Source organism: Dyella sp. NPDC103356 (genome assembly GCF_055584465.1).
Map to the genome: position 1 here is coordinate 67,360 of NZ_JBVJLZ010000009.1, position 24,803 is coordinate 92,162.

The 24,803-nt window shown below is 62.1% G+C and carries 17 protein-coding genes; 11 read left to right on the forward strand and 6 right to left on the reverse strand.

The genetic code is table 11. The features are described from left to right. Positions 1 to 77 precede the first annotated feature (77 nt). The 11 genes from ACZ6WW_RS18880 (at position 78) to ACZ6WW_RS18930 (ending at position 12,733) form a co-directional block, all read left to right on the forward strand. Positions 78 to 713, forward strand: coding sequence for a DUF4291 domain-containing protein (locus ACZ6WW_RS18880; RefSeq protein ID WP_465275562.1), 636 nt, complete (start codon positions 78 to 80; stop codon positions 711 to 713). A gap of 326 nt (positions 714 to 1,039) precedes the next feature. Continuing rightward, the gene (locus ACZ6WW_RS18885) at positions 1,040 to 2,620 is read left to right on the forward strand and encodes an AAA family ATPase (RefSeq protein WP_465275563.1); all 1,581 of its coding nucleotides are present in this window, start codon (positions 1,040 to 1,042) and stop codon (positions 2,618 to 2,620) included. Position 2,621: 1 nt separating this feature from the next. Beyond that, complete coding sequence (locus ACZ6WW_RS18890) at positions 2,622 to 3,608, forward strand: hypothetical protein (protein ID WP_465275564.1); 987 nt, start codon at positions 2,622 to 2,624, stop codon at positions 3,606 to 3,608. Beyond that, a complete protein-coding gene (locus tag ACZ6WW_RS18895) occupies positions 3,569 to 5,413 on the forward strand; it encodes a hypothetical protein (RefSeq protein WP_465275565.1) in 1,845 nt (614 codons plus the stop codon). Before ACZ6WW_RS18890 ends, ACZ6WW_RS18895 begins: the two co-directional genes overlap by 40 nt. Next, positions 5,410 to 6,366 (forward strand): radical SAM protein, encoded by a 957-nt coding sequence (locus ACZ6WW_RS18900; RefSeq protein ID WP_465275566.1) that lies wholly within the window; start codon positions 5,410 to 5,412, stop codon positions 6,364 to 6,366. The genes ACZ6WW_RS18895 and ACZ6WW_RS18900 overlap by 4 nt, the downstream gene beginning before the upstream one ends. Continuing rightward, positions 6,363 to 6,950 carry a hypothetical protein gene (locus ACZ6WW_RS18905; RefSeq protein WP_465275567.1) on the forward strand — a complete coding sequence of 196 codons (588 nt, stop codon included), beginning with the start codon at positions 6,363 to 6,365 and terminating at the stop codon, positions 6,948 to 6,950. The genes ACZ6WW_RS18900 and ACZ6WW_RS18905 overlap by 4 nt, the downstream gene beginning before the upstream one ends. Next, positions 6,947 to 8,296: an AMP-binding protein gene (locus ACZ6WW_RS18910; RefSeq protein ID WP_465275568.1), complete on the forward strand. Its 1,350-nt coding sequence runs from the start codon at positions 6,947 to 6,949 to the stop codon at positions 8,294 to 8,296. The genes ACZ6WW_RS18905 and ACZ6WW_RS18910 overlap by 4 nt, the downstream gene beginning before the upstream one ends. After that, the gene (gene pnuC / locus ACZ6WW_RS18915; protein ID WP_465275569.1) at positions 8,293 to 8,862 is read left to right on the forward strand and encodes a nicotinamide riboside transporter PnuC; all 570 of its coding nucleotides are present in this window, start codon (positions 8,293 to 8,295) and stop codon (positions 8,860 to 8,862) included. The genes ACZ6WW_RS18910 and pnuC overlap by 4 nt, the downstream gene beginning before the upstream one ends. Next, entirely contained in the window at positions 8,859 to 9,905 is a 1,047-nt protein-coding gene (locus tag ACZ6WW_RS18920) for an AAA family ATPase (protein WP_465275570.1), read from the forward strand. The genes pnuC and ACZ6WW_RS18920 overlap by 4 nt, the downstream gene beginning before the upstream one ends. A gap of 407 nt (positions 9,906 to 10,312) precedes the next feature. Further along, on the forward strand, positions 10,313 to 12,013 hold the full coding sequence (locus tag ACZ6WW_RS18925) for a hypothetical protein (protein WP_465275571.1): 1,701 nt from the start codon (positions 10,313 to 10,315) through the stop codon (positions 12,011 to 12,013). A gap of 159 nt (positions 12,014 to 12,172) precedes the next feature. After that, the gene (locus ACZ6WW_RS18930) at positions 12,173 to 12,733 is read left to right on the forward strand and encodes a hypothetical protein (RefSeq protein WP_465275572.1); all 561 of its coding nucleotides are present in this window, start codon (positions 12,173 to 12,175) and stop codon (positions 12,731 to 12,733) included. A 264-nt stretch (positions 12,734 to 12,997) separates the two neighbouring features. Here ACZ6WW_RS18930 and ACZ6WW_RS18935 read toward each other — a convergent pair whose 3' ends face one another. From ACZ6WW_RS18935 to ACZ6WW_RS18960, 6 genes are all read right to left on the reverse strand, one after another. Beyond that, on the reverse strand, positions 12,998 to 15,346 hold the full coding sequence (locus ACZ6WW_RS18935) for a S53 family peptidase (RefSeq protein ID WP_465275573.1): 2,349 nt from the start codon (positions 15,344 to 15,346) through the stop codon (positions 12,998 to 13,000). A 1,088-nt stretch (positions 15,347 to 16,434) separates the two neighbouring features. Next, positions 16,435 to 17,955: an efflux transporter outer membrane subunit gene (locus ACZ6WW_RS18940; RefSeq protein WP_465275574.1), complete on the reverse strand. Its 1,521-nt coding sequence runs from the start codon at positions 17,953 to 17,955 to the stop codon at positions 16,435 to 16,437. Then, entirely contained in the window at positions 17,952 to 21,140 is a 3,189-nt protein-coding gene (locus ACZ6WW_RS18945) for an efflux RND transporter permease subunit (protein ID WP_465275575.1), read from the reverse strand. The genes ACZ6WW_RS18940 and ACZ6WW_RS18945 overlap by 4 nt, the downstream gene beginning before the upstream one ends. Before the next feature lie 38 nt (positions 21,141 to 21,178). Further along, entirely contained in the window at positions 21,179 to 22,354 is a 1,176-nt protein-coding gene (locus tag ACZ6WW_RS18950; RefSeq protein WP_465275576.1) for an efflux RND transporter periplasmic adaptor subunit, read from the reverse strand. An 82-nt stretch (positions 22,355 to 22,436) separates the two neighbouring features. Beyond that, positions 22,437 to 23,813 (reverse strand): HAMP domain-containing sensor histidine kinase, encoded by a 1,377-nt coding sequence (locus tag ACZ6WW_RS18955; RefSeq protein ID WP_465275577.1) that lies wholly within the window; start codon positions 23,811 to 23,813, stop codon positions 22,437 to 22,439. Further along, positions 23,800 to 24,504 (reverse strand): response regulator transcription factor, encoded by a 705-nt coding sequence (locus ACZ6WW_RS18960; RefSeq protein ID WP_465275578.1) that lies wholly within the window; start codon positions 24,502 to 24,504, stop codon positions 23,800 to 23,802. The genes ACZ6WW_RS18955 and ACZ6WW_RS18960 overlap by 14 nt, the downstream gene beginning before the upstream one ends. Positions 24,505 to 24,803 lie beyond the last annotated feature (299 nt).

The following is a 24,803-nucleotide window of genomic DNA, read 5'->3' on the forward strand; positions in this document are numbered from 1 at the left end:
AGTATGCGTGCCAAAACCGAGGTCGCGGTCTACTTCTTTATGGGATCAAGGCCTGGCGTAGTAAAATCCATATGCACATGAGAACCCGAAACTATCTGGAGCAAGCGCGCAGTTGGCCGGACAAGGGACGGCATATTCTGGCGCAGTTCGACGAGTCATCGATCTACGTCTATCAGGCCTATCGACCTGCCATTGCCGAATATGCCGTTACGCATCAGCGTTTTGGCGGCGAGTTCAGCTACGCACGCATGAGTTGGATCAAACCCAATTTCCTGTGGATGATGTACCGCTCGGGATGGGCGACGAAGGAGGGACAGGAGCGCATTCTGGCCATCCGCCTTTCCCGTGCCTTCTTCGATGAGTTATTGAGGTGCTCGGTGCCGTCTTCTAGAGATCCGGAACGGTTCGAGTCGGAGGCGTCATGGCGGCTGGCTGTCGCCGCGTCGGATGTCCGGTTGCAGTGGGATCCTGACCATGACTCGCATGGCCGGGCGCTAGAGCGTCGCGCCGTCCAACTGGGGCTTCGAGGTGAGACGTTGCGTCGATATGGTGAGCGTGAGGTACTTTCGATCGCTGATATCACCGATTTCGTAGTGGCGCAGAGCCTGCATTTGCAGGGCGACATCGGCCTGCTCGAAACTTCCTGCGAAAGCGTCTATCTACCCGAGGCTTTTGCGGCACGCAGGGCGGGCGTCGACCTCGTGCCCGCTTGAAGGACTAGCTTCAATTTTCATCGTCGCCCCGACGAAGGCCGGGGCCTAGCGTCTTTTGCACGTTGCAGCGTAAGGCGCTGGGTCCCGGCCTTCGCCGGGACGACGAGTAGGAAAGGGTTTTAGGACGGTTACGCGCATCTCACAGTATTTCCTGCGACTGGAGGCGACACGGTTGACCGACACCTCAATGAACCTCAGTTTTCATCGTCGCCCCGGCGAAGGCCGGGGCCCAGCGTCTTTGGCGCGTTACAGCCTTAAGCCTCCCACTTACCCTGCAACCAGCGGCCCTCTAGAATCATGGGAAGGATTATCGACCGGAGGATCGTGTGTCGCCTTTCAATCTGTTTCAGCGGGTATCGCGGGCGCCCACCAATCCCCGCGCCGAGCAGGCGCCACGAACGTTCGATGTGGCCGAGCTGTACGAAGGACCGGTGCAGCTCTCCACCGATGCCGAGCAGCCCGCCGTCCGCCTCGATGAAAAGCTGCGCCAGGCCTATTTCTGGATCGTCAACAACGCGATCATCAGCCCTCACTACGACATCGAATACCACGACGGTCCCTCGGCGTCGTTTTCGGTGGGCGATACGCACCGCAAGCTGGTGCTGCCTTCCGCGCAGAGCTACTCCAGCTATGTGCTGTTGCCGCTGCTGACCTTCGCCACACGGCGAAAGTGCCTGATCGTGGGTGGACCGGGCCGCGGCAAGACGGCGAGCGCCATCCTGATGGGCGTGCTGGCCGGCTATCCCGTGCGCGAGGTGCGGCGCGCCATGCAGCACGGCCATCCGCAGATGACCATCGCCGACCTGCTGGGCAACCCACTGCCGGCGGATCTGGTTGCCGCGCAGGACATGGGAGATATCCGCATCGCCTGGCGCAAATGGCTGTCGATGCGGGTGAAGATCATCGACGAATACAACCGCATCCCCACGCGCACGCAGAGCGCGTTGCTTACCGTCATGGGCGACAACTATGCGGAGGTCCTCAACCATGTCTACGAGTGCCCGGAATCGGCGTGGTATCTCACCGCCAATGACGATCGCGGCGGCGGCACCTATCAGGTGATCGAGGCCTTGCGCGACCGTATCGATGTGGTCGTTCAGGCGCTCGCGTTCAACCCGCGTTTCCTCGACGACATGCTGTTGCGCATCGAGGAAAACATTCGTCCGGAAGAGGTGATGCCGCGCGACATCATCTTCACCGAGGCGGAAACCGATCGCATGGCGGAGGAAATCCGTGCGGTGGATGTGCCGCACGACGTGCGCCGGCGCATCGAATTCTTCTGTAGCCAGTTCGAGCTGATGGAAGGGGCCGGTGCGCAGTTCGAGTATCTCACCAAGGATACGGTGCGCCTGGCCGGCATCGACTGGGCACAGGTCGTGGCCGCAGACAGCGGCCGCGACCGCATGAAGGATCTGGGCTGCCAGACCCTCAACGGCCTGTCGGTACGCAATTTGATGACACTGCTGGTCTTTGCCAAGGCGCTGGCGTACTTCCGCGGCAATGCCGCCGTGTCGCTGGACGACGTTCGGCAGGTGCTGCCGTTCGTGCTCAACGACAAGTTGCAGCCGGATCTGGATGCGCCGTTCTTCGCCTTGCCGGAAAACGCGGCATACCGTACCGACCGGCTCAGCTGGCTGCGCTGGCTGTTCGACGCCTCCAGCGCGGAATACGATCGCCTCGACCTTGACCGCAACGATCCGGTGGGTGAGTTGTCCGAGCAGTTCGCCAACGGCCTGGACGGCTTGAGCGAACGTGAAACGCGTGCGCGGATCGTGCGCATCGAGCGCTTGATCGAGGAGCGCGTCAAGGGTCGCAAGCTGTATGGGCACCTCTACGACGACCTGCTCAAGCTCAAATACCTGCATCAGCGCTATACCAACTACCTGCATTGGCAGCAGGCGCGCTGAGATGGTGTCGCCCCTTCTGGCGAATGTGCTGGCCGCGCGACGCCCGCTGTTCAATCAGCGCGTGGCCGAAGCCCGCCATCGCGCGCCCCAGCTCGACATGGCGGCATTCAGCGGTTTTGTCACCGGCACGCTCGATCCGCTGTGCCAGGCCATCGGCAAGGTAGACGAACAGGCAACGGTTGCGGTCGTCGAGATTGCCTTTGAGATCGGCTTGGGGCTGGTGGCACAGGGTCTGGCCGGACCGGCGGCGCGCTCGCCGTGGGTGGATCGCGCATGGCAGCAGTTGGCATCGCCCATGACGCCGCTGCTGGTGCAATCTCCGGCCGATGCGCTGGGCACGGTGACCAATGCCGTCGTACGTCTGTGCAGCGTGCCCGGTGTGCGAGTCGACGCGTGGATCGCCGATATGGCTGCGTTGACGTCGCGTTGTCGACAGCTGCAGGAACTGCGCAGCGTCGGCGCGCTCTGTGCATGGCGCGCGGGCATGGCGCACCTGCGACAGTCCGCATTGGAGCAGGCCGCAGCGATCGATCCTGCGCTGGCAGCTGCTGCCATGGGCGCGCCGAACCAATCATGGTCCGATTTGGAGGCCCGTCTGCGCGCCGATCGCTGGTGGCATCCGGTGGATGGTATCGAGACACAAGGGCGCACGGTCGGAGGCTTCACTGGCTTCGGTGGTCCGTTCGCCACGCCGCCGGTAGCGCGCGCCTGCACCGACGGTTTTCTCGTGCAGAGCGGAGAACGCCATTTTCTAGTGATCAGCGACGCATTCGGCGCGGTGGTTCTGCCCGCAACAGCGGCGGAGTTTGCCAGTGCCGATGCGGGCGCCATTGCTGTTCCGGTAACACCTACGGGCGTGAATGTGCAGGGTCGAGCGATCGCCGTTCGCCTGCCAGGCGATGCAGCGAAAGCTGCCATGGGTGTCGATAGCGCAGCGCTTTTCTCGCCATGGACACATACCCTGCGCGTGCTGCCGGTGCGCGCGTGAGCGAGCCTTTACCCGTCGACGATGTCCTGGCGCCATGGCGTGACGCGTGGCCGGCGGCGCTTGCCGCGTGGAGCCGCTTTACGCGGCTGCAGGATCCACGGCTGTGTCGTACGCAGGCCGAAGCTTCGAAGGAAGGGCTGTCCGGTAGCTTCGCCATGATTCGGCTGGTCGACCAGCGCGTGGTGATCGACCTTGAAGAAATCGCGCGCCTGGATTTGGGCGACTACGCGCTGGAAATACTCGCGCACGAAATAGGCCATCACGTGCTGGCGCCGGCGACGGCGACGGATCACGCGCGACTGGTAGCCCGCATCCGCCGTGCGCTGCCAACGCTCGAAGCGCACGCGCCGATGGTCGCCAACCTCTACGCCGACCTGCTGATTAACGACAGGCTGCAACGCCAGTGCGGCCTGCGCATGGCCGATATCTATCGCCGCATTGCCGAGCATGAAAACAGCGCAAGTTCGACCCCGATGTGGATGCTTTACATGGGCATCTACGAAAAACTGTGGCAGCAGGGATCGGGCACGCTCGGCGGCCCTGTCGATGACGATGCGATGAAGGGCGATGCGTGGCTCGGCGCGCGCGTGGTTCGCGCTTATGCCGCTGACTGGCTCGATGGCGCCACGCGTTTCGCGACGCTGCTGTTGCCCTATCTGGTGCAATCGGTGAGCGATCCTCGCGTGAAGGTGCTGATGGATACGCGCCATGCCGGGCAGGGAAGCCAGCCGGTGGGGCTGGATCGCATGGAAGACGACGAACTCGTGTCCGTGCTGCATCCGGCGCTCGATCCGCGCATCACCGGCGAAAAGCCGTCGCCCGACGAGCCGCGGCGCGAAGACCAGGCGATAGCGGACGCCTCGACGATCAAGCGTTCAAGCGGCGGTGGGCAGGCGCGCGAACCGTTCGAGTACGGCGAGATCCTGCGCGCGGCCGGACTGAACCTCAGCGATCACGATATCGCTGTGCGCTACTACCGCGAACGCGCACTGCCACACCTCATCCGCTTTCCCACCCGGCCACAACCGCAAGCGATGGAGCCGCAGATGGAAGGCCTGGAGCCCTGGGAGCTGGGCGATCCGCTCGATGCGCTCGACTGGATGCAGACCGTGCTGCAGTCGCCGCGCGTTATTCCTGGCCTGACCACCGTGCAGCGCACTTACGGCCTGGCGCCTGGGCGCGAGCCGGCCAGCGAGCCCGTCGACCTGGACCTCTATGTCGACAGCTCCGGCTCGATGCCCAATCCACAGACACATACCTCGTACCTGGCCCTGGCGGGTGCCGTGATCGCACTGTCTGCGCTGCGCGTGGGCTCGCGTGTGCAGGTGACATTGTGGAGCGGTAAGCAGCAGGAGCTTCACACCGAAGGCTTCGTGCGATCGGAGGACGCGATCCTTCGCGTGCTTACCGGATTCTTCGGCGGAGCCACCGCGTTTCCCATCCATCGTCTGCGTGACACGTATGCGGCGCGCACGCCGCACGACCGCGCTGTGCACATCCTGCATCTGTCCGACGATGGCATCACCACGATGTTCGCCAACGACGAACGCGGCAACAGTGGCTGGAATGTTGCCGCGAACGCGCTACGCGTGGGGCGCGCCGGCGGCACCATGGCGTTGAATCTCTACCAGCCACTGCCCGAGCGCCTTGCGGATGCGGGAAAGACTGCCTGGGTCATCGACCTGCTGCGCGCCCGCTCGGAAGGCTGGGCCATTCATGTCGTTCGCGACATGGAGCAGCTGCTGGCCTTTGCACGCGATTTCAGCCAGCGTCATTACGGCTCGGCGCCAGAGGCGCATGCATGATCGTGCTATGGCGCATCACCACGCTGTGCAATCTCGCTTGTGGCTTCTGTGCTTACGACCGTCGCATGCCGATGGATCGCGTGCATATGGACCCCGCCGAAGTGGAGCGCTTCGCCACGCTGCTGGGTGCATACCGACAGGCCAGCGGCGACGATGTCCTGCTGAGCTGGCTGGGCGGTGAGCCGATGCTTTGGCCGGGCGTGCTGGACCTGTCGCAACGGTTGCGCGAACAGCATGGCGTGCGCGTCAGCGTCACCACCAACGGCACCACATTGTGTCGGAGCGGCGTGGCGGCAGCCGTTGCCGCCGCATTCGACGAAGTGACGGTCAGCGTCGACGCGCCAGGCGGCATGCACGAGCGACTGCGTGGTTGGCGCGATGGCTGGGCGAAGTTGGACGAGGGTGTGCGGCGGCTGCGTGAAGCAAGCGATACGTTGCGGTTACGTGCAAATGTCGTGCTGATGCGCGATACGTTGCCGACATTCCCCGAACTGTGCGATCGGCTGGCGCAATGGCGTGTGGATGAGATCACCTTCAACCAGCTGGGCGGCCGCGATCGTCCGGAGTTCTATCCCTCCCAGGCACTGCATCTTTCGGATGTGGCGCAGTTGCGCACCTTGATGCCATCGCTGGTAGCCCGCATGGCAGCACGCGGTGTACGCCTGTGCGCGAACGATGCGTACCTGGCCCGATTCGCGGCAACCGCGTCTGGCCGCGCGATGGCGGTGGAAAATTGCGAGTCGCGCCGTCCGACGATCTTTATTGATGAGCACGGACAGATTGCCTCGTGCAGTTTCACGCTCGACGTCCACGGCCTTCCCACGCATGACGTGCACACCGTGCAGGATATCGCGCAACTACGTTCGCGCCTGGCCGAGCGCCGCCGTGCGGTGCCCGCCGCCGTCTGCGGCGATTGCCCCTCCACCCAGGTATTTGCCAAGTTCGGAACATGAGTATGCGGACCGGTCCTTCACTCGAACCCTTGCTGCGTCGTCTCGTGGACGTCCCGCCCGATTTCCTCGATCCCCCACGTCGCGGCGGAGAAGGGCGCGTGCACGTCGCCGCTGTCGTCAACGACATGTTCGCGATGCATGGCCAGCCTGTGCCGCCGGCGTTGCTTGCCACGCTATCGGGCGATCTTCCAGGCGTGACCGCCAACCAGCTGACCCTGTCCGCGGTGTTGGCGTGGCTGCTGGCCGACGAAAGCTGGAGCGAGACGGCTGCCGAGCTGGCGGCCATGCCTTTGTTGTTTGCCGATGCGATACCAGCGCTGGCGGCCGAAGCCGATGCCTCGCGTTACGTGTTTGAACCCGAGCGCCGCGAGGAGCTGGCGCGAACGGCGCTAGCGCGATTGGCATTGTTGCCGGCCGGTGAAACCGCCAACCAGGCGTCCGATCGGCTGGCCAGCGTCAGTGGCGTGGAGCGTCGCCGCTTGTTGGAGGCAAGCCGTGCCGCCGAGGAGCGGGCGCGTGCTATCCGCGAGGCGCTGGCACGCAAGGCTGCCGAGGAGTCGGCCGACAAGTGGTCGCGCGAGTGAACCGGGAGCCCACCGATGCCGAACGCTACCCCACCTTGACCGACGCGGGGCGCGCCATGCTTCGGCAGTTGACCGAGCATCCCAGCGCGCCGCTATTTCGCAATCGCAGCGGCAACCGTGTGCTCGCCGAAGAAGTGGCGGAGCTGCGCGAGTATGAGCGCGAGATCGCGCAGGCACCGTTCGAATGGTCGCCGGACACGCTGCCGCCATGGCTAGCGGCCTTTGTAGCGCGGGTATACGACGATGTGCCGTACTACCGCGGCAAGGGCGCGCCGCCGCCGTTTCACGATATCGCCACGGTGGATCGTGGCGACCTGGCCGAGGACATTGCACGCTTCGTCCCTGATTCGGTGACGCTCGATCGCATGATCAACTTCCGCACCACCGGTACCACGGGTCACCCGCTCGTGTTGCCGTCGCACCCACTCGTGGCGGGACGCTATCTGGCTTACCACAAGCGAGCGCTGCGGCATGCCGGCATCGAGCTGCGTCACGGTCGCGGCGAGGTCGGGGTGATGCTGCTGGGGATGCAGCGCAAGTGCTTCACCTACGTCTCGGTCACGCCCAGCATGGACGAGTCGGGGTTGGCCAAGATCAATCTTCACCCGGACGACTGGCGCGATGCGGGCGATCGCGCACGCTATATCGACGCCATGCAGCCAGAACTTATCGCGGGCGATCCTATCTCGTTTACCGAATTGCTCAGGCTGCCGGTGCAACACCGCCCACGCGCGATGCTGTCGGTCTCGATGGCACTTTCGCTTTCACTACGCAGCCAGCTCGCCGATCGTTTCGGATGCCCGGTGCTGGACATTTATTCGATGAATGAAGCCGGCCCGCTGGGTGTATATGACGAGACACTCGGCGGCCACTTGCTGCTGCAGCCAGGCATGTATGTAGAGATACTGGACGCATCGGGGCAACCCACTCCTCTCGGAGTCTCGGGCGAAATCACGCTGACCGGCGGCTTCAACTTCTGCCTGCCTTTGTTGCGTTATCGCACGGGTGACCATGGCGCACTGCTGTCTACCCGGGACGGGCCGGCGATCACGCATCTGCAGGGACGCCAACCGGTGCGCTATCGCACGGCGTCGGGGGCATGGATCAACAATATCGACCTGACCCATGCATTGGCGGCGCTGCCTCTTTCGCGTTACTCGGTACATCAGGCCGTCGATGGCCGCGTAACATTGCGACTGGCCGATGCGGAGCGTGGCCACGCACAGGACGCGGCAGCTCGCGTCGCCATGGCGTTACATGGCGGCGAGGTAGCTGTTGCTCTATTGGACGGCGAAGACAAGACATTGCAATACACCACCGATCTGCCGGAAGGATTGACCCGATGACGTTGCTGGAAGGTGCGGCCAATGCGCTGGCCACCTTGTCGATCCTGCTGGCCGGGCGTAACAGCGTACATACCTGGTGGACGGGCATGGTCGGCTGCACGATGTTCGCCGTCTTGTTTTGGGGTGCGCGCCTGTACGCGGACGTGGTGCTGCAGATCTTTTTCGTCGCTGCCAGCGCGGTGGGCTGGTGGCGCTGGATGAACAAGGGCGGGCAGGGCGATGGGGCGATTCGCCGCACATCGACACATGTTCTGCTCTGGCTGTCGGTAGCTGCGGTGGTGGCTACGTGCGGTTATGGCGCGCTGCTGCATCGCTTTACCGATGCCTATGCACCCTTCGCCGATTCGTCCGTGCTGGCGATCTCGGTACTGGCGCAGCTGTTGCTGATGCGTCGCCGCATCGAAAACTGGCCGGCCTGGTTGTTGGTCAACACGATCGCCGTACCGCTCTACGCGTCACGTGGCCTGACCGTCACGGCGGTACTGTATGCGGCATATTGGGTCAATGCGCTGGTGGCATGGCGTCACTGGCTGCGGCTGTACCGCAGGGCAGATGCCATCGCATGAAGGCATTCGGCCATGGCCTGATAGTAGGCAAGTTCTGTCCATTGCATCGTGGCCATCAGTATCTGCTTGAACGCGCGCAGCATGAATGCGAGCACCTGCTCATCCTCAGTTACACCAAGCCCGAGCTGCCAGGCTGCGAACCGGCACGGCGGGAGCGCTGGCTCGCCGATCTGTATCCCGAGGCAACGCGTCTGGTGCTGGATGACACACGCCTGGCTGCCGAGTGCCGCCAACGGAGCTTGCCCGTCGCGGTGGTACCGGACAATTCGGCATCCGATGATACCCATCGACAGTTCGTGGCATGGCTGCTGAAACATCTGCTGGAGACGACGGTGGATGCCGTGTTCACCAGCGAAGCCTATGGCGAGGGATTCGCCGCCGTGCTATCGCGGGAACAGCAGGCTGACGGCGGGCCAGCAGTGCGCCACGTGATGGTGGATGCCGAGCGCCATGCTGTTCCGGTGTCAGGAACGGCCTTACGTGCCGACGTCCACGGATTGCGCCATCATCTTGCGCCCGGGATCTACAAGGATTTTGTCAGGCGTGTCGCGTTCCTGGGCGGCGAGTCCACGGGTAAGTCCGTGTTGGCCCAACAGCTGGCATCGCGACTGCAAACCGTTCATGCCGCCGAATATGGCCGCGAGCTTTGGGAGGCAAAGCAGGGCGCCCTGATAAAGGATGACATGATCCATATCGCCCAGACCCAAATAGCGCGAGAGGATTCGCTTGCACCGACGGCTGCCGAATATCTATTTTGCGACACGACGCCATTGACCACCGCGCTCTATTCGCAAGCGCTTTTTGGAGAGGTTTCCGAAGATCTGAATATGCTTGCAAGGCGCACGTACGATCGCGTGTTTCTATGTGCTCCCGATGTCCCATTCGTGCAGGACGGTACGCGCCGCGACAAAGCATTCAGGCGTTGGCAGCACGAATGGTATATGCGAGAACTTCATGCAGGCGGAGTGGAATATCGGCTGCTGACCGGGCCGTGGGATGTTCGGATGTCAACGGTTTTGCATGAATTGGCTGCCCATATTTGATAACTGCCAAAGTGCCGCAATACGTCCATAATTGCGCATTTCCGGCACTTATAAGCCTGCATATTTTTCCAATTGAAAATGCCTGATTAATTGGCTAGATTTCGGCCCACTGCAAAATGGAACTGGGGGCAGTTGAATATATATCGGACCTTACTCGACAGTGGCTGCCGGGAGGTTTTATGCACGCCGCGGCTTTGCCGAGCATTCCGTCATGCGGATTGGCTCCCATATCTGCAAAAAGTGGCTTCATTTCATATCGGCATCGCCGATAAATAAAGCCTAGGTATCTCTACGCCCGGACCTCAAGGGACGGGTTTTCATTGCAGTAAATACGGGGCTCGATCCAGGGCTTCGTAGCAATGTACGTGTCCATCGCAAGATGTTCATTAACTCAAGGGGGATCCACCATGAAGACACGCTTCGGCGTCAGGCTTTCCGCGATAAGTATCGCTATTGCTTCCTGCTTGACCGGCTCGGCTTTTGCCGCTGACAAACCGGCTCCAACACCCTCATCCATCGAAATCAGCTCGACCGTGCCAAGCGATATCAAGGGCGGCGCCGGTAACGCCTCGCTTACGGATGCCGCACGTTTTGCCTGGCAAGAGTTCATCGCCTTGAACTGGGCCGCGGTCAAGCAAACCGGGGGCGCGAATACCCGCGACACGCCGGACACCCACGTGAAGTTTGGCGATCCTGGTTATAAGGGGCCGCTGGTGTGGCACACCTTCCGCGGCAAGGTGGAGATATTTCCAGGAGCGGGCTTGCCACCAGGCGCGACCAAGAACCTGGGCGGTAACACCTATACCTGCAACTACGATGTCGCACCGCAGTACAACTATGCGAACGGGTTGTCATCGACAGGCACGCCGCCCTGGATCAACCTGGACGAGAACAGCCAGATTGGGCTGGATCACATCTTCGCAGGCGCGGCCACAGGGGCAGCCCTTCCGTTGGGCACGCAGATCCTGTTCATGGCCAAGGCCAATCGCACGGACTTTGACTACGTCTGCCCGAAAGGCTGGTGGTTGCCGGCCAACCTGGCCACTCCCCAGAGCAACACGGCCAAGCAGATCCAGAAAAAACATACCGATCCCACGCCCGGTGCGAAGGATCTGGTGAGCTTCCCTTACGGCACGATCGAAGTTAAGGCCGCCTGGCGAAAGCTGGGGCCAAAGGAAGACGCCAGCCGGTTCTATACGACGACAGTACGCTATTACGTCAATGATTCGGCCGTGCCCACCGGCATCGCACCTGTCGACGATACGCTCGCCCTGGTGGGCCTGCATATCATCCAGAAGACGCCTTCGGCGCCGTACTTTATTTTTGCCACGTTCGAACAAGCCGACAACATCCTGGACCCGAACGGCAAGCCGGTGGAAGACGCAGATGGAAACTACACCGGCAGTGCAACGCATCCGCTGAGGCCCGATATACAGTCCGTCAACGCGACCGCCAATAGCGGGCAGTCCTTCATCTTCACCGAGGGCGAGCTCGGGGAGACGCAGACGCAGCTTCATTTCGCCAATGTTCCCAATACTGGCCTGGTCACTGGCACGATCAAAGTGGAGAAACGCGAGCATTTGATCGCCGATGAAGTCATTGCGGTCAACAAGGAAGCTCATGCGGCCATCAAGACGTACCTGGAGAAAAATTTCCCCAAGGATCCGAAGTCGCCGTGGGCGTACTACAAGCTGGTCAGCGTGCAAGCCAAGCCGATCGACAAGCCGACGGCTGGCGTGACGTACGACAAGCCGGATGCGTCTACGTACTATCAGGCCAACAGCACCATCGAGACGGATTACGACCTGCAGGTGTTCAGCGGCCAGTTCTACCCGTACTCACCCGAGCTCCCCGGCAACAAGGGCGGCACGCTATCCAACACCATTACTGACTTCACGGCAGACGGCAAGCCGTTCAAGAACGTGGCCTACCAGGGTTCGGCGTACAACATGGGCGGCTGCATGGGCTGCCATGGCAATGCGCAGCATGGCGGTGCCGACTTCAGCTTCATCCTGGCCGGTGGACCCGATCCCGCACCGGATACGGCCGGCACGCTTGCGCCGGTGATCATCAACAAAGTGGTGAAGTACTTGCAGGAAAAGAAATAAGCCTTGAGCTCTGACTCTTGTTGAGCAGTTCGTGGGGGATGGGTTTCCTGTCCCCTAGGCCCTCTCTCTAGTAAAGCCAGGGAGAGGGCATGCTTCAAATCCAGGGCGAACCGTCCACGCTCAGGATCTGGCACTCACTTTTGTTGGATTTTTATAGCAATGCGCGACGATATCGGAAATAAACTTGTTCACTTGAGCAAAGGCAGTAGCGAGGATCCTGCAAAGCACCGCGGTGAGGCGGCAAAGAATCTTGTCAACATTCTCAAGGAAAAGTCGCTGCGTGGCGGCAGCGGGTTTATCAAGGGGAAGCATATATGTGTGTGCTTCTCCGAAGCACCTATTGGCAAGCTGTCTCAGATTCTGGCTAGTAAAGATCCGAGCGGCTTCAAATATCAGCCGTATGGCGTGCTGGTAGACAAAAAATGGCTATTCAAGCAAGGAGGCCGGCCGGCAATTTACGGGCCTGATCCTGATTACGCCAAACTTCCTGAAGACATGCGGTACAGGCATGTGAGGTTCTGGCTCTCCGACAAACACAACGTTGATTACACATGGGAGCGCGAGTGGCGCATCAAGACGGATGCGTTATCGATTTCCCCAAAAGAAGTAACGATCGTGGTGCCGGATCGAGCCGCGAAGGAAGCGTTCGTGGAGCACGGCTTCGCAGAGTGGCATTACATCGCCCTATCTGACCTCGGCGTTGAAATCAGCCCCTTGTAGAGCCAACCATTTTTCAAGTCGAAGCAGCTTTGCGGCTGGCTCAAATTCAAGCGCTTGGCACAGGAAGAGCGCTGAACTGAATCTACGTCCAAGACCCCTCCTACCCGTCATCCCGGCGCAGGCCGGGATCCAGTGGCTTTGCAGCCGGTTGTCGCAAGGGTCGCCAAGAATCGGCGCTAACGCGAAAACCTATGCCACTGAGTCCCGGCCTGCGCCGGGACGACGATAGGAGAAACCGAGATCAATCGAGTTTCACTGGCTCACTCACCACCACGAACGATTGAACGACTTCCAAGCAGAGAGCAGGTTGCCGGCATTGACCGAACCCAGGCCGGCAGCAAAGCTCCAGCCACGCTGCGCCTGGTACGCCGGGGCATAGCGTGACGTGCTGGTCGAGGTCAGGCCGAGCTGGACGGAACCGGCCGGAACCAGGAAGCCTTCCACGTCGAGCTCGTAGTCGGTAATGGTGGCGTAGAAATAGCAGTCCGGCGTCACCGTGTCCGGCAACTGCTGGATGCACTGGGTAGAGATGCCGCCGCGCGTCACGTTATGGAACACGCAATGTCCGGTGCCCTTGGCGCCGTTGTCCGAGTTGCACGCATCCAGGCTGCTCGGCGAATAACCGAACGGCAGGCCATACTCTTCGGAAGCCAGCGCATATAGCGTCGGTGCGGCATTGCCCTGATTCTCGATCTGGCCATGGCGGCTCAGGCCCTGGTCCACCAGCGCCTGAATGCCGGCAAACATCGGCGAGGCCAGCGACGTACCGCCGCTGATCGAGATGGAGCCGGTAAAGCCAGGATTGCAGGGGAAGGCGGCGTTACACACGATCACCCAGGTGTCTCCGCCATAGGAGCCGGCAAACAGCGACACGTCCGGCAGATCGCGCGAATTGTCGTTGGCCGCGCCACGCACCAGCCGCTGCCAGAACGGCTTGCGATCGACCGAAGACGGGCCGCCGCTGCCGCTTTCGGAGGTCAGCGTCAGTCCATTGGGGTCGGTCGCGAGTACAGCCTTGCAGAAATCGAGCGGGCTCTTGAAGCCGTTGGCCTGTGCCGCCACCGGGTTGGCGCAGGACTGGTTCCAGGGGATTTCCGGAATATAGGAAAGTACCGAGCCATAGGCCGAGTTCAACTTCGTGCTGAAGTACTTGCTGCTGGTACCGTCGAGCACATCGGCGGTGTCGGTGCCGCCAACGGCGGTGACATTCGGCGAGGTAGCAAGGGCGTTGGCACTGATGCCTTCGCCATTGATCGGCAGATTGAAAATGGACCCCGCGTTGAAGCTCGGGTTGGAGCCCGAATCACCGGTGGACACAAACACCGAAATGCCTTCCGCATCGGCCTGCGCCCAGAGCAGATCGATCGCGACCTTGCTCGCGGCATCGACATTGGTCTCGCCAAAACCATAGCTTGCGCTGATGATGTTGGGCCGGTCGTTGCCATTGACCAGGTTGGTGGCTGCAGTGGTTACGCCGCCGAAGAAGTTATTGCTGTTGGAGTCATCGCAGCTAGCAACGACGATATGTGCACCGGGTGCCATGGCCGTGGACCATTCGGCGTCGAGCAGGGTTTCGCCGTCGTCTTCGCCCGGGTGAGCAATAGTCGGATCGATGCAATTGGTGAAGCCGGTCGCTTGCGGCTGGATCTGCGAGAAGCTGCCGCCGTAACCACCGAGGCTGAACTGACTGACGAAATTGGTCCAGTCGGCGGGCACCATCGAGTTATCCTCGACCACCGCGATAGTGACGTTCTTTCCGGTGATACCTTGCGCGTGCAGTGTATCGGCGCCGTACATCTTGGCCAGATCGTAGGGCACCAGGCCGCGTGCGCCGTTGGTAAAGGTGATCGCGTCGGTTTTCACCGCAGGCTTGGCGGCCGTGGATGCGTGGCTGCTGGCGTTATCGGCTTGAATCTTGAAGCGCTGCGTTGCCGGATCGAACTGTGCCACCTTGGTCGGCACATGCATGGCCTTCGGATGGAAATCGGTCAAGCCAGCCACGCCTGCCACCACGGCCTGCAGTGCCGACGGCACGCTGATATCGCCAGCGTTGGCGATATGGCTTTCCTTGTTGAAGTCGATGTAGTGATTGAGTTGCGTATGGAACGCGCTCTTCACCTGGCCGGCGTTGCCGCTGAAGTCGATCTGGGTGTTGTTCGCGTAAGTACCGTTGACGGTAAAGCCATTGGCTTTCAACCAGGCAACAGTGGCAGCGACATCGGTGTCGAGCGCGCCAAAATACTTGCCGTACTGTCGCGGCGTCAGCCAGTGGTGAAAGAACGGCGAATGAGGGTCGTGCTGCGCGGCAATGAGCGTTTCCAGCGCGACGCGGCGGCGATCACTGGGGCGCAGTACCAGCTGCATGTGGTTCAGGGGCGTCGAATCGGTCACCGCGCCTTGCGAGGTCATCGCATTGACCGCGGACAAATGCGTGTTCTGGATGGGCGACACGGCATTGTTGTTGACTGTCTGCGTCACACGCGGCGCTTCGGCCGTGTTGAGGCCGGCAAGCATGGCGTCGTCGGTCGTTGCCGTCTGCGCAAAGGCTGCCACGGGCAGGGCCGCGATAGCCGCGACGATACACGCGTACAGACTCAGGTGTCCTCTTGTCATGCGAATTCTCCAGCAAGGTGATGGAAAGAATCTCGCTTCCCGCCGCAGGGTGGCCGGAAGCGATTTTCTCCGAGGGTGGTGGCGCAGATAGACGAAACGATCGACGCGGGAGGTGGTGACCGCCGGCACGACAAGGGCAGGGCCTTGGCAGGTCGCCGATAGCACGGATGCGGGTGTCGACGGACGGCGCAGGGAGCCTGTCCGAACGGCAGCCAACATCGTCAAAGAACGCAAGTTCCAAGCGAACCTTCCCCTGTTTGACATCGCATGACGTCTCTGGGCCAACAGCGCTTTGCACGCTACTGGCCTGGTCTGCCTTTAGTGAGACGGTTGCGGCGAGCGAAGGCCTACCATGGAAATGTAACTGCTGGAGACAACCTCTAAAAACCTTTGTCCGTCCGAGTCGGGAAGAAATCAGACGTCCTGGCTTGTAGGAGCGACTTCAGGGAGCCTCGAATAACCTCAAATTTTCCTATCGTCATCCCGGCGAAGGCCGGGATCCAGTGGCTTGTGCTTCAACGTGTCAAAGACGCTGGGCCCCGGCGTTTGCCGGGGCGACGATGAAGACTGAGGTTATTCGAGGCTCCCTGAAGTTGCTCCTACAAAAACCAAGGCCCTATAAGGAGAACTCTACGGTTTGCCCGTCACGCTGTATCACAGCTTCGCCCTGAACAGCCTGGCAAGGGCGCAGCCTCCTGCGCCCACCGGCCCAGCAAACACGGGTCGTTAAAAAATACGTCCCTGGAGGTAAGCCCCCGAAAACAAAGTGACCCTCAACATCGGTCCTGGTCGATCGCAAATATGGCTTGAGCCTATCCGCACAATGCGATGTCGCGTCCAGCACGATGCGTGCGCACTCTGCGACATAAGGTGTGCTTGGCAACAAGGTGACCGTTTCATTCGCCGCGTCATGCTTGATGCCTTTTTCGGTGACCCATGAGGCTTGGCCGCTGATGGTCGACGCGCCAGTGGCCATGCCTTGACCCAACGCTTGAACGTCGAAGCTTGAGACAGGCTCGACGACGGGACGGGTATCGGTGCACCCGCTCAGCACGATGAACATGACGGCAGCTAGTCGGCGCAACATCTTATTTACTCACCGAAGAGGAGGTTGCCAGGGGCGCGCCTGTTGCAGGCAAAGGTGTATCACCCTTGTTCCACCAGCCGCCGCCCAGTGCTTGAAACAGTGCTGCCGTATCGGCCAATCGATTGGCCTGCGCCTGTATGCGGCCCATGCGCGCCTGCTGATAGGCCTGCTGCGCGTTGATCAAGCCAAGCACACCGACGTAACCCATCTGCTGCTGTTTTTGCGTGAGATCGAGCGTATGGGCTGCCGCGCGCTCGGCGTCATCGGCCGCGGCATAGGCGCTGGCATCGGTGTCGATGGCGTGCAGTACATCGGCCACGTTCTGGAAGGCACCCAATACGACACCGCGATACTGCGCGGCGGACTGCTGCAATGCCGCTTCGGTGGCGCGCTGCTTGTGCCGGAGCCCACCGAAATCGAATACGCTCTGGGTAACGCTGCCGGCCAGCGCCCAAAACACATTGTCGTCGCTGAACATGCGAGCGAACGAGGTGGAGCTGCCGCCATAGGCGCCTGAGAGCGTGAACTGCGGTAAGCGATTGGCCAGCGCGACGCCGACCTGGGCACTGGCCGAATGGACGTTCTCTTCAGCCGCACGCACGTCCGGACGCTGCTCCACCAATTGCGAAGGCAGGCTGAGCGGCAGCGTCGCCGGCAGCGTGAAGTGATCCAGATCGAACTGCGGCGCGCCCGCTTGGTCCGGTGTGTCGCCGCACAATACCGCCAGCAGGTCGCGATTCTGTTCCAGTTGCTTCTGCAGCCCCGGCAAAGCCTGCCTGGCCTGGGCCAGTGCGCTTTCCTGGGCTGCAACGTCGAGCGCCGAAGCATAGCCGAGTCGGGACTGGTCGTGCAGGATCGCCAGCGCACGCGTCTGTGCGGCGATCACCGCCTCGGTGGCTTCGATCTGCGCGCGCAGCGACGCCTCCTGGATCGCGGCGTTCGCCACATTGGACGCCAGGCTCAGCCGCGCCGCCTCGAGCTGGAAACGTTGGTTATCGGCCTGGGCCTGCAGCGATTCCACCGCGCGGCGATTGAGCCCAAAGACGTCCGGCGCATAGCCGATAGTCAACTGCGCGGTGTGCAGCGTGTAGTACGTTGCATTGGACGTCAGCGTGGGCGAGAGCGTGCCCACCGCGTCACGTTGGCGTGCTGGTGCATAGCTCACCTGTGCCGAGGGGAAGAAGCTGGCACGTTGGGCTGCGATATTCTCCTGCGCCTGGCGCAGTGCCGCGGTGGCGGCGTCGATGTTCGGGTTGCGGGCGAGCGCACGCTGTATTCGTTCGTTCAGCGCATCGGAACCGAACACCTGCCACCAGGTCGACGCAATGATCTGGCCCGCGACGAGCTGCTGAGGTCTGGACGCATCGCCGCCTGCGATGGTGGCCATCGGCGTGCGGGTGAATTGCGTCGGCGAGGGCATGGCGGGACGTTGATAGTCGGGGCCAACGGCGCACCCGGCACAACTAGCGAGGAGTGTCGTCACCCACGCCAGGCGCAAACGGGAAACCAGTGAGCGCTTCATGGCGTACCTCCACTGGCGCGTCGTTGCTTGCGCTTGTTCGACCATTCCACCACCAGCACCTGCAGCGCGGGCGCCACCACCAGCAGCATCACCGGTCCAATCAACATGCCGCCAACGACTACCGTCGCCAGCGGGCGTTGCACCTGGCTGCCGATGCCCGAGGATAGAGCTGCAGGCAGCAGGCCAATGCAGGCGGACAGCGCCGTCATCAGCATCGGGCGCATGCGCTGTTCGGCGGCCTGGGTCATGGCGTCCAGCGGCGTATGCCCACCCAGGATCAGATGGTTGAAATACGTGATGACCAGGATGCCGTTCATCACCGACACGCCAAATAGCGACACGAAGCCGATCGCCGCCGATACGCTCAGATCCAGCCCGGAAAGGTAGAGCGCAATGATGCCGCCGGCGATGGAGAACGGAATGGCCGCCAGTGTCAGCAGGCTGTCGCGCAGCGAGTTGAACAGCGCAAACAGCAAGGCGAGGATCAAGCCCATCGCAATCGGCAGCACGATGGCCAGGCGTTGCTTGGCCTGTTGCAGATCTTCGAACTCGCCGGACCATGCCAGGTGATAGCCGCTGGGCAGGATCACATGCTCGGCGATGCGTTTCTGCGCCTCGGCCACGGTGCTTCCCAGATCGCGGCCGCGCACGCTGAACTTCACCGGCACGAAGCGCTCGTTACGCTCGTGGTAGATGTAGGACGCACCGGTATCCAGCGAGATATCCGCCACATCACGTAATGGCACATAGCCGTTGCCGCCATTGGGCAGGGGGTAGCTCACCTGGATATTGCCGATCGCCTCCACGCTGGAGCGGAACTGCGGCGCCAGGCGTACCACCAGCGAGAACTGGCGTTCGCCCTCCTGCACGGTAGTGGCTTCGGTGCCTCCGGCGGCCGCCTGCACCACGGTGTTGATGTCGCCCGCGTTGAGGCCGTAGCGGGCTGCTTTGGCCCGGTCCACCGTGATATTGAGATTGGGCTGACCAAGCACGTGGAATACGCCAAGGTCCTGCACGCCGCGGACCTTGCGCATCTCATGCATCACCTGGTCGGCCAGTCGTTCGAGTTCCGGTAACTCCGGACCGACGACCTTGACCGAGTTCGCGCCCTTTACGCCGGACAGGCCTTCCTCGATGTTGTCCTGGATGTACTGCGAGTAGTTGAATTCAACGCCGGGGAAGGCGTCACCGAACTCCTGCTGCAGCTGCGCCACCAGCCCGGGCTTGGTATGGCCGCTGGGCCATTCGTCCTGCGGTTTCAGCGGAACGAACAACTCCACGTTGTAGAAGCCCGAGGCATCGCTGCCGTCATCGGGACGGCCGTGCTGCGATACCACCGTGACGACCTCCGGATGGCGCAGCAAAATCCGGCGCATCTGGCTCACCTTGTCCTCGCCTGCTTCCAGCGAGATGGTGGTTGGCATCGAGGCGCGAATCCACAGGTTGCCTTCTTCCAGCGCAGGCAGGAATTCCGTGCCTACGCGCGTCAGCAGCAGACCGGCGACCAATAGGAAACCCACGCCGAATGCCACGGTGGTGCGGCGGCGTACGAGTGCCCAGTGCAGCACCGGCGTGTACACGCGACGGATCGCGCGTACGAACAGCGTCTCCGTCTCCTCGACATGCTTGGGCAACAGCAAGGAGGCCAGCACTGGCGAGATGGTAAAGGTGGCAATCAGCGCACCAGACAACGCGTAGGCGTACGTTCGCGCCATCGGATTGAAGATCTGGCCTTCCACGCCTTGCATGGTGAACAGCGGAATAAAGGCGGCGACCGTGATCGCCGAGGAAAACAGCACCGCGCGATCCACCTGCATGGCACTTATGTACAGCAAGCGAAGACGCTCGGTCCAGGCGTGGCCGGTGTCCTCGCGCATATAGGTGCCAAGCTCGCTCTGCACGGCCTCGTGCAGCAGATCCTGGCGTTCCGCGGCGCTCTTCTGGAAGTTGCGAAAGATGTTCTCGATCAGGATCACCGCCGAGTCGACGATGATGCCGAAGTCGACTGCGCCCAGGGATAGAAGATTGGCCGAATCCCCCATCAACACCAGGATGATGATGCTGAAGAACAGCGCCACCGGGATATTGGCGCTGACGATGATCGCACTGCGCAGGTCGCCGAGAAAAATCCACTGGATCAGGAATACCAGCAGGCAGCCGAAGATCAGGTTGTGCAACACCGTATGCGTGGTGACCGAGACCAGGGTGGAGCGGTCGTAGATCGGTACCAGCTTTACGCCAGGCGGCAGGGTGCCGTCGCTGTTGAGCGTGGCCACTTCATCCTTGACGGCGGCGACCACCTCGTTGGTCTGGAGCGTGCGGTTCATCACCACGATGCCGGTAACCACGTCATCCTGCTGGTCGCGGCCGGCGCGACCCAGGCGCGGCACCGCACCGATGCTTACCTTCGCGATGTCTTTCACCAGCACCGGCGTGCCATTGGACTGGTTGAGCACGATATTGCCGATGTCGCCGACGTCCTTGATCAGCCCGATCCCGCGGATATTCACCGACTGCTGGCCGATGTTGATCGTACGGCCGCCCACATTGCTGTTGGCGTTACCGATGGCAGCTACCAGCTGAGGCAGGGTGATGCCGTACCCCTGCAGTTTAGTGAGGTCGGCCTCGACGTCGTACTCCTTGGTAGTGCCGCCCCAGGTCACTACCTGCGCGATGCCGTGCACCGACAGCAGACGACGCGTCACCATCCAGTCCTGCAGCGTGCGCAGCTCGGTGAGGCTCATCGATGGCGGGCCCACCAATTGGTAGCGGAAGACCTCGCCCACCAGGCTGGATGCCTGGATCTGCGGTTGCACGTTGTTAGGCAGGCTGACGTTCTGCTGCAGCGATAACGCAGCCTGGGTGTAGTCGAAGTAATAATCGGTGCCGTACTTGAACGTAACGCGCACGAACGACAGGCCATAGAACGACGTGGATCGAATGCTCTCCACGCCGGGCGTGGTAGCGAGGCCCACTTCCATCGGACGCGTATAGCTGCGTTCCATTTCCTCAGCGGAAAGGCCGGGAGCCTGCGCGGTGATCTCCAGGATCACCGGCGCGGGATTGGGATAAGCCTCGATATTGAGCCTGGCGTACGCAGCCAGTCCGGCGATGACGAATGCGCCAAGCGTCATCAGCACGATGGCGCGACGGGTCAGCGCGAACGCGACGAGGCCTTTGAACACGGATCAATCCCTGCGATGGAAGAATAGTGCGGGCGGGCTCACTGCGCCTGCAGCGCCAGCGCGTTGCTGAGGAACAGCGCGCCTTCGGTGGCGATGCGGAGGTGGGGCTGCAGTTCGGACAGCACCGGGTAATAGCCGTCTTGCGGCGTACCCAACTGCACCGGATGGCGAGTGAAATGCAGGCCATCGGAGGTGGTGAATATCACCATCGAGCCATTGCCTTCGCGCACGACCGCATCCGCGGGCAGGGCATCGTGACGCGTTGGCGCCCCCGTGACGATGCTGTAGTTGGCTAGCATCTGCGGACGCAGGCCAGCCGGTGGCGAATGCAGCACGGCGCGTAGCGTCACACGGTGCGTCGCCGCGTCCGAACTGCTGCCGACATAATCCACCTGCGCTTCGATAGGTTGTCCCGGCAATGCAGGTAACGAGGCGAACAACGGCTCGCCAACATGCACCTGGGATGCGTCGGCCTCGACCACGTTCGCGACCAGCCACAAGCTGTTCGAGTCCCCCACGCCGAAGGGCGCAGGGCCATTGCCCGGTTGCACGAGGTCACCGGGAGCGACGTTGCGCGAAGTCACCTGGCCGGCGACCGGACTGTCGATGCGCAACTCGCCATCGACGCGTCGTGTGGCCGCGATGCGATCGATCTGTGCATCGCTTTTGCTGAAAATACGTAGCGCACGGCGAGCCGCCTGATAGTTGCCTTCAGCAGTCTGCTGATCGGCTACCGCCTGCTCGAGGTCGCGCGGCGCGTTGGCCTGTACCTGCGCCATGCTTCTGGCTCGTTCAAGGGCCGCCGTGGTTTGCGCGCGCGCGGCGGCAGCACTCACCAGCGAGGCTTCGGCCTGGGTCAGGTCGGGACTATCCAGAGAGAACAGAGCCTGGCCGCGACTTACCGTGTCACCGGCCTTGGCAAATACATCGCGCACGCGGCCGGCATAGGGCGAACTCACCTGGGCCAGTTGGTCCTGGTTGAAATCCACATAGCCCACGGCATCGACATGTGGGGCAAAGTCGCGCTGAGTGACGTCGGCCAGGCGAACCTGTTTGGCCTGTTCGGCGTTGATAGCGACGGTCTGGGTATCTGCAGGAGCGCTGGGGTGGGGCGCGGCCTTTACCTTGTCGGTCACTGCATGCTCGGCCAGTATCAGGATGGCGGCTGCCAACACGTAACCGACCGCTGCCAGCCGTCCTTGATGCTTCTTCATGTATCTGTTGCCATGTTGAGCGACGCAGGGGACGCGCCGAAGACATGTCGGAACTCTAGCCTTGCACCCGCGGCGGCAACAGTTACGGTTTGGAAAGGGGCGTGGCGGGCAGGGTGATGGTGACGTTGAGGCCGGGTGCGGTATTGGTCAGCGTGAGCTGCCCGCGGTGCAACGCCACGACCGCAGCCACGATGCTCAGGCCCAGTCCATTGCCGCGCTGATGGCGACTGGTGTCGACGCGAAAAAACCGCTCGGTGGCACGAGCAAGCGCTGGCTCGGGAATGCCGGGGCCGGTGTCTTGCACGCTGATCCGTACCTGTTCGCCATGTCGAGCGGCATGCACGGTGATGTTCGCATCTTTGCCTGCGTATTTGAGGGCATTGTCCAACAGGTTGGCCAGTACGCCCGCCAACAAATGGCGGTCGGCCAATACCGATGGCTCGCCATCCACGACGCCGTCCAGTCTGATCGCTACCGATTCGGCGGCGGGTTGGTAGAGTTCCACCATGTCCTCGACCAGGTTGCGCAAGGTGAGCGGCTCGAAGCTCCCGCGGCGCACACCCGATTCGGCCTCGGCGATCTGCAGCAGCTTGTCGAGCACAGCGATCAGGCTGTCGATTTCGTCGATGGCGTACTGCGCACCGTCCGGCAGGCGCTCATCGCGCTGCGGCGAGCGCAGGGCCTGTTCCAATGCGCCACGCACCCGGCCCAGCGGTGTACGCAGATCGTGCGCAATCGCATTGGAGACATTGCGCGAGGTATCCATCAGTCGCTCGATCTCATCGAGCATGTCATTGATGTCGTGCGCCACCACCGCAAACTCGTCACGTGAACGTCCCATAGCGACACGGCGATCCAGGCGCCCGGCAGCGATCTCGGTGGTGGTGCGATGGATGGCCTTGAGCTGACGCTGCAGTTGCGAACGGAACAGCATCGCGCCACCGCCGGCCAGCAACACGGCCAACACACCGCCCAGACTTAGCGCGACCAGGATCATGTGCTCCAGCTCGAACACGTCGCGCATGTCGCGCCCCACCAGCAGCACGCTGCCGTCGGCGAAGCGATGCGCGAGCAAGCGGCTTGCCGAGTAGCGTCCCAGACGCTCGACGTCGAGCTGACGCAAGCCATCGGTGGCGATCGCGGCCGATGGCCACGCGGTGAGGTTGCCGATCAGCTTGCGGCCGCTGCCGTCCAGTAACAGATAGATCTCGGTATCGCTGTCCTGGTTGTCGGTAAGCAGGCCGTGGATTTCACGCACCAGCGCGTCGGCATCCTGCTGCTTCACCTGCAATAGATGGCGTGACGTGCTGCGCAGCTGCTCGTCGATATTGCGGCGAAGCAACCCCGCCGTGGCGACATAGAACACCGCGGAGATCGCCGCCACCGACAACAGCAGCAACAGGCCGTAGCCTGCCGCCATCCGGAACACCACCGAATGGCGGAAGCTAGCCGTCGACATCGTCGCCATCCTGCGCGGGCGCGCCGATGGTGAAGCCCACACCGCGGACGGTGCGGATCAATGGCGGCACACCGTCCTTGTCGATCTTGTTGCGCAGGCGGCTCATCTGCACGTCGATCACATTGGTTTCCGGATCGAAGTGATAGCCCCAGACCGCTGTCAGCAGCATTTTGCGCGTGACCACCTCGTCCCGATGGCGTATCAGGTATTCGAGTAGCTGATATTCGCGCGGTTGCAGCAGTATCGGGCGACCGTCTCGAAACACCCGTCGCGTGCGTGGCTCCAGGGTGAGGTCGCCCACGTCAAGCTGCTCGGGCTCGGCGCGCTGACCGGCACGCCGCGCCAGCGCCTCGATACGCGCGAGTAGTTCGTCCAGCGCGAAGGGTTTGGTGAGGTAATCGTCGCCGCCGCTGCGCAATCCGCGGACGCGTTCGTCGAGGCTGCTCAAGGCGCTCAGTACCAATACCGGCGTGCGATCTTCGCGCAAGCGCATCGACGCGAGAATATCGAGACCGTCCAGGCCGCCGGGCAGCATACGGTCCAGCACGACCAGGTCCCACAGCTCGTCGCTGACGCGCGCGAGCCCGTCATGGCCGTCATGGCACAGCTCGACCTGATGGCCGGCCTCGTGCAAGCCCTCCCGAATCAGTTCGGCGGTAGGAATGTCGTCCTCGATCAGTAGGCAGCGCATGGTTGGGAGTTCTAGTCGAATGCACGCATGGTCCTCCTATCTTAGAGAATCCCCATGGCGACGGCTCAATAGCAGGGCGTCGTAGCATCTTGCGTGCCCGTTGGAACGTCGATATAACCCCAGCTTCTGCTGCGATGGGCCATGCATATGAAGTTAGCGAGCGCATTCCTCGGGCTGCTTGGATTGGCGCTTGTCCTGCACTGGCCGCCATCGGCGCAAGCGGCCTCCGATGTAAGGTTGGCGTCAGCAGAAGTACCCCTGACCGGTCCATGGCAATTCAGTTTTGGCAACGATCCGCA

What these genes read in the sequence shown, in the direction of transcription:
- ACZ6WW_RS18960 (WP_465275578.1), bottom strand. Translation starts at nt 24,504, where the DNA reads ATGCGCTGCCTACTGATCGAGGACGACATTCCTACCGCCGAACTGATT.
- ACZ6WW_RS18895 (WP_465275565.1), top strand. Translation starts at nt 3,569, where the DNA reads ATGGACACATACCCTGCGCGTGCTGCCGGTGCGCGCGTGAGCGAGCCT.
- ACZ6WW_RS18900 (WP_465275566.1), top strand. Translation starts at nt 5,410, where the DNA reads ATGATCGTGCTATGGCGCATCACCACGCTGTGCAATCTCGCTTGTGGC.
- ACZ6WW_RS18880 (WP_465275562.1), top strand. Translation starts at nt 78, where the DNA reads ATGAGAACCCGAAACTATCTGGAGCAAGCGCGCAGTTGGCCGGACAAG.
- pnuC (WP_465275569.1), top strand. Translation starts at nt 8,293, where the DNA reads ATGACGTTGCTGGAAGGTGCGGCCAATGCGCTGGCCACCTTGTCGATC.
- ACZ6WW_RS18955 (WP_465275577.1), bottom strand. Translation starts at nt 23,813, where the DNA reads ATGTCGACGGCTAGCTTCCGCCATTCGGTGGTGTTCCGGATGGCGGCA.
- ACZ6WW_RS18890 (WP_465275564.1), top strand. Translation starts at nt 2,622, where the DNA reads ATGGTGTCGCCCCTTCTGGCGAATGTGCTGGCCGCGCGACGCCCGCTG.
- ACZ6WW_RS18920 (WP_465275570.1), top strand. Translation starts at nt 8,859, where the DNA reads ATGAAGGCATTCGGCCATGGCCTGATAGTAGGCAAGTTCTGTCCATTG.
- ACZ6WW_RS18935 (WP_465275573.1), bottom strand. Translation starts at nt 15,346, where the DNA reads ATGACAAGAGGACACCTGAGTCTGTACGCGTGTATCGTCGCGGCTATC.
- ACZ6WW_RS18940 (WP_465275574.1), bottom strand. Translation starts at nt 17,955, where the DNA reads ATGAAGCGCTCACTGGTTTCCCGTTTGCGCCTGGCGTGGGTGACGACA.
- ACZ6WW_RS18950 (WP_465275576.1), bottom strand. Translation starts at nt 22,354, where the DNA reads ATGAAGAAGCATCAAGGACGGCTGGCAGCGGTCGGTTACGTGTTGGCA.
- ACZ6WW_RS18905 (WP_465275567.1), top strand. Translation starts at nt 6,363, where the DNA reads ATGAGTATGCGGACCGGTCCTTCACTCGAACCCTTGCTGCGTCGTCTC.
- ACZ6WW_RS18925 (WP_465275571.1), top strand. Translation starts at nt 10,313, where the DNA reads ATGAAGACACGCTTCGGCGTCAGGCTTTCCGCGATAAGTATCGCTATT.
- ACZ6WW_RS18930 (WP_465275572.1), top strand. Translation starts at nt 12,173, where the DNA reads ATGCGCGACGATATCGGAAATAAACTTGTTCACTTGAGCAAAGGCAGT.